The organism is Pseudomonadota bacterium, assembly GCA_010028905.1.
Lineage (GTDB): Bacteria > Vulcanimicrobiota > Xenobia > RGZZ01 > RGZZ01 > RGZZ01.
Map to the genome: position 1 here is coordinate 1 of RGZZ01000426.1, position 4,403 is coordinate 4,403.

General features: G+C 68.0%; 4 protein-coding genes. 1 reads left to right on the forward strand and 3 read right to left on the reverse strand.

Annotated elements, in window-relative coordinates; genetic code table 11:
* The coding region (locus EB084_20430; protein NDD30634.1) for a hypothetical protein at window positions 1-1,117 on the forward strand (1,117 nt) is incomplete at its 5' end.
* A 107-nt stretch (window positions 1,118-1,224) separates the two neighbouring features.
* Here the strand turns inward: EB084_20430 and EB084_20435 are convergent.
* The 3 genes from EB084_20435 to EB084_20445 are packed head-to-tail and all read right to left on the reverse strand — an operon-like array spanning window position 1,225 to window position 4,371.
* Complete coding sequence (locus tag EB084_20435; protein NDD30635.1) at window positions 1,225-2,775, reverse strand: hypothetical protein; 1,551 nt, start codon at window positions 2,773-2,775, stop codon at window positions 1,225-1,227.
* 30 nt (window positions 2,776-2,805) lie between these two features.
* Complete coding sequence (locus EB084_20440) at window positions 2,806-4,038, reverse strand: AI-2E family transporter (GenBank protein ID NDD30636.1); 1,233 nt, start codon at window positions 4,036-4,038, stop codon at window positions 2,806-2,808.
* A gap of 9 nt (window positions 4,039-4,047) precedes the next feature.
* Window positions 4,048-4,371: a hypothetical protein gene (locus EB084_20445; GenBank protein ID NDD30637.1), complete on the reverse strand. Its 324-nt coding sequence runs from the start codon at window positions 4,369-4,371 to the stop codon at window positions 4,048-4,050.
* Between the last annotated feature and the right edge of the window lie 32 nt (window positions 4,372-4,403).

A 4,403-nucleotide genomic window follows, 5' to 3' on the forward strand; every position in this document is an offset into this window, starting at 1 on the left:
CACCCTCCCCTCGCAGCTGCGCCTGAAGACTCCCACATCCGCCGATGACGCGGCGCGAAAGACCCTCGACGCGCTTTCTCGCCTCGACCGCTGGGCCGACAAGACTGCGTGGACCTACGTGGGGGACAAGGCCCAGACGAACGCCATGTTCAATCGACTGGGGCATCTCGTGGGGGGGGTCAAGGGCTGGGTCGTGCGTCACCTGTGGTGCGTTCCTGCGGTGCGAAAGCTTCTAGGGCCAGCCGTGGCGGCCGCCAACAAGACCGACTTCAGCAAGACCGACATCTACCTGAGCGACAACCCGTCGGGCTGCACAGAGAATCCGAATGTCAAGCCCTCGTCGGCCTCGGCCGTCATGCGGCTCACCCTGCCGGCGTGCGAGCGGGGTCCGGCGCTCGAGAAGATGCGCCAGTGCGTCGGAGGCGACCTTCGCATCGAGCCCCTCGAGCCTGTCGATAACGCAAAGCCCACGCTCGACGTGCGTCTGAGCCTTCCCCAAGCCGCCTACCAGGGCGGGAACCACGGGTCGACCCCCGACCGCGAACACGATGCGGTCGATCTCGTGAATCGAGGACTGGCATCGCTGCTGGGTTCGTTCAGCGCGTCGGGCCTCCCGCAGGTTCTGCAGGTGTGCGATTTCTCGAGCAGCAAGAGCGATCACGATGCCGCGCGTGACCCGTCGCGTCCGGTCACCAGCGCGGTGACCCTTGATCTTCGCGTGCAGATCGACGACGACCGCGATCGCGTGCTTCGCGAGATGCAGCACGCTGTGGGTGACGACTTTGAGATCGCTCCCCTCTACACGCCCGTTGAGCGCACAGCCCACGTTCGACGACTTGAACCGAGCAGCCCGCTCTTCCAGGTTGCGCAGACGCAGGTCGAGCAGGTTTACGGCGTGCATGATGTACTCTTCGGCAACACCACCTCGTCGAACGACTGTCGCTTTCTGGGCGACGTGAATCCCCACAGCGAGACCTTGGCCTTCGTGCCGGTTCTCTACACCGGGCACGGCGCTCACGGCCCTGACGAGTGCGTCACCACCGATTCACTGCGGCGCGGTGTCGACTGGTGCACGTGCGTGATGCGCACGCTGGGCAGCGATCGCACTGCCTCTTGACGCTCGTTTGCGCGGTGGCGCGTCTGTAGGTGAATGCCAACCGCGCGCTCTGACGCTGTCGAGCGCAGGCAGCGGGCTGCAGCGGTGGCAAGGCGAGGGGGCTGAGGTCACCCCCCTTTTGGAACCAGCGCGTAGACCTCGATGCGCCCCCACCCGGCGAGGCTGTCGAGGGCGAGGGTGTCGGCGAGCAGCCACCCCTCGCGAAACACCTCGAGCGCGCGCTGGCGGGTGGCGTCATCGACCTGGTTGAGCAGCAGGAAGACATGGCGACCGCGCAGGCGCGCCGCCAGACCGGGGTCGAGCAGGCCTGGCGGAACGGCCATCTGCTCGGCCCCTCTGTATTTCGGCGAGAAGCGCAGCTGCATGGTCGCGGGCGTCGAGAAGTCGACGTCGACGTCCGGCGCGTGGTCGTAGAAGTCGAGGCCCACGAGGCTGTAGGGGACGCACGCCACCAGCACGTCGCCCTCGAGCTCGCGGTGCTCGATCCAGGCGGCGGCCTGACGCCAGTCCTGGTTGTGGAGGTACCGATCGAACGGGAAGCAGGCGAGGGTGACGAGGTTCACGCCCACCGCACCGGCACAGAGGGCGGTTCCCAGCAGCCTCACGCCGTGACGCGGCCTCGCCGGTTCCCCTGAGGCGAAGCACGTGTTGGCGGAGGCCGCCAGGGCCACGAAGATGGCGCCGGCGACCGGCACGAGGTAGCGGTTCTGGTACGACTGCAGGCCCATCATGGCGCCCGCCGCGATGCCGCACAGCGGCACCCCCGCGTAGAGCGCAAGGGTTGCCGCAGCGCGAGGCCGGGTGCGCCCGATCACGATCAGGCCGTGCACCGCGGCCGCCCCCACCAGCAGCGAGACGACGAGCGAGCCGGCGGGGGCCAGGTCCGTGGGGCGCAGCCAAGACCAGTGAAACGGCATCGAGAGCCCCGTGAGCGTCGAGGGGAGCAGCGCCATCTCGGCCAGCTGGGACGGGTGGCGCTGATGGCCGTGCAGCGCCGATGCGGCGCCCGCGGCGGCGTAGGCCATCCAGGCGGCTCCGCTGGCAACGCCCAGAGCAAAGCATGCGGCTCGGCGCCATCGTGACGGGGTGCCGGGGAGCAGCGACGCCGCGAGCATGGCAAGATCGACGAGCCACCCCACCAGGTGCAGCAGGGGCAGGGCCACGCTCGCGCCGGCCAGCACTGCCCAGCGCCAGGGGGGGAGGGGCTCGCGGGGCGCTTCGAGCGTGGTCGCGAGCACGAGCGCGCACAGCGCCGCGAGCAGGCCGTAGGCCCGGGTCTGGGCGTCGACCAGCCATGACGTGTAGGCCACGGCCGCGAGGGCTCCGCTCACGAGCCCGACGCGCTCGCCCTGCGTGCGTCCGGCGAGATAGGTGAGGGGCGCGGCAAGAGTCCCCATCACCGACGACGGCAGCCGCAGCAGCAGGCCGTCGCGGGTGATGCGCGCAAGCGGGTGGAGCACGAAGTACCACAGCGGCGGATTGTTGTCCGGGCGAGCGGCGCCGACGATCTGGCCCAGATCGAGGCGGCTCATGAAGTAGACGAAGGCTTCGTCGACGTACAGCCCGCTGGCGGCGGCCGCGACCAGTCGCGCCAGCAGCGCGGCCACGAAGAAGCCCAGCGCCCGATGCGCGACCTGTCGCGGCGAGAGGGGGCTCACGAGCCGGCGGTCGATGCGCGGGTGCCCGTGCTAGGCGGCACTCGTGGGACCGCGCTCGTGGAGGAAGGGCGAGTGGTGGGTGGCCTCTGCCTGCTCGCGCTTCTCGACCATGTGGAGCACGACCACGCGCACGATGGAGGCCGTGGGCACGGCCAGCAGCATGCCGGCCACCCCGAGCAGCTCAGCCCCCGCGATGAGCGAGAAGATGATGATGACGGGGGAGAGCCCCACGCTCTTTCCCACCAGCGTGGGCACGATGATCTTGCCCTCCGCCAGGAAGACGCAGTACATCGAGCCGAGCACGATCAGGCCCTTCACCAGGCCGCCGCTCACGGGCATGAAGAAGGCCACGAGAAAGGCCGGAACCATGCCCAGCGGGGTGCCGATGTAGGGGATGAGGTTGATCACGCCGGCGAACAGGCCGATGAGAATCGCGTAGGGGAGACCGAGGATCTCGAGCACCACCGAGATGCTGAGCCCCACCACCGTGGCTACGGCCAGCTGACCGCGGATGTAGCGGGCCAGCACGTCATCGATCTTGTCGATGAGCTCCTTGGCTTCCGCTCGTCGAGACGATGGGAACAGGTGCATGAATCCGAGGCGGAGGGTCTCGGTGTCGACGAGCAGGTAGAAGGTGAGCACCGGGATGATGAAGAGCACGGCCACCGCCCCCAGCAGGCGACCCATGAGCTGCGGCAGCGCGTTGAGCGCGTTGACCGCGAACGATGCGGCCTGGGCTGAAGCGCGCGAGAGGTAGTCTGGTACGGTGTCGGCCGCTTCTGGTGGGAGTCGCGCGATGAGCCAGGTGCGTGCCTCCTCGGCCTGGGCGCGCAGCTGCATCTCCAACGTGGGGAGCCCTGTGGTCAGCAGGGCTTTGAACTCTCGTATCACCACGGGCACGACGAACGAGATCACCAGAACGATGAGGCAGATGAGAATGATGTACACCACCGCGATGGCGAGCACCCAGGGCAGCCCCCGTCGCAGCACATGCACCTGCCAGTAGTTCGTGCTCACGGCGCGGGCCTCGCGATTGAGCCACCCCTTGGGGATGTGCAGGGTCAGGGGGCGGTGCAGCACGGCCACCATGGGTTTGAGCAGATAGGCCAGCAGCACCGAGGCCAGCAGCAGCAGCACGGCGTGCTCGATGAACATGAGGGCGCGCAGCCCCACGTAGGCCAGCGCAACCACGCTCAAAACGTAGCAGATCGAGAGGATGCGCTTCTTCAGGTGCTCGCTTTGGGTCATGGTGGGAACATGCATTCTGACAGGCTATTTGTTGACGAACACCCGGCGCGCTTCGACGGCGCCCGGCATCATCTGGATTCCGGTGAGCATGACGTAGTCGCCGACGCCCAGCCCTTCGAACCCGACGTTCTGCTGCATTCGGCTACCCATGATGGCGACCTGCAGCGGAATGCGCACGGTCACCATCTGGCTCTGCCCCCCGCCCATGGTCTGCACGGTGAGCATGCGCTGCGCCGCAGCGATCTGGGTGACGCTGCCCTGGATGCTCACGATCTCCATGCCGGGCCGCGCCGCGCCGGCGGTGTTGAGCGGTGTGCCGTCGTCGTACAGCTGCGACGGATTCGGCATCGGGTTCTGCGTCGGTGTCGGCATCTGTCGAA

Excerpts from the sequence above, each read along its gene's own strand:
- EB084_20440 (NDD30636.1), bottom strand. The coding sequence starts at position 4,038 with ATGCATGTTCCCACCATGACCCAAAGCGAGCACCTGAAGAAGCGCATC.
- EB084_20445 (NDD30637.1), bottom strand. The coding sequence starts at position 4,371 with ATGCCGAATCCGTCGCAGCTGTACGACGACGGCACACCGCTCAACACC.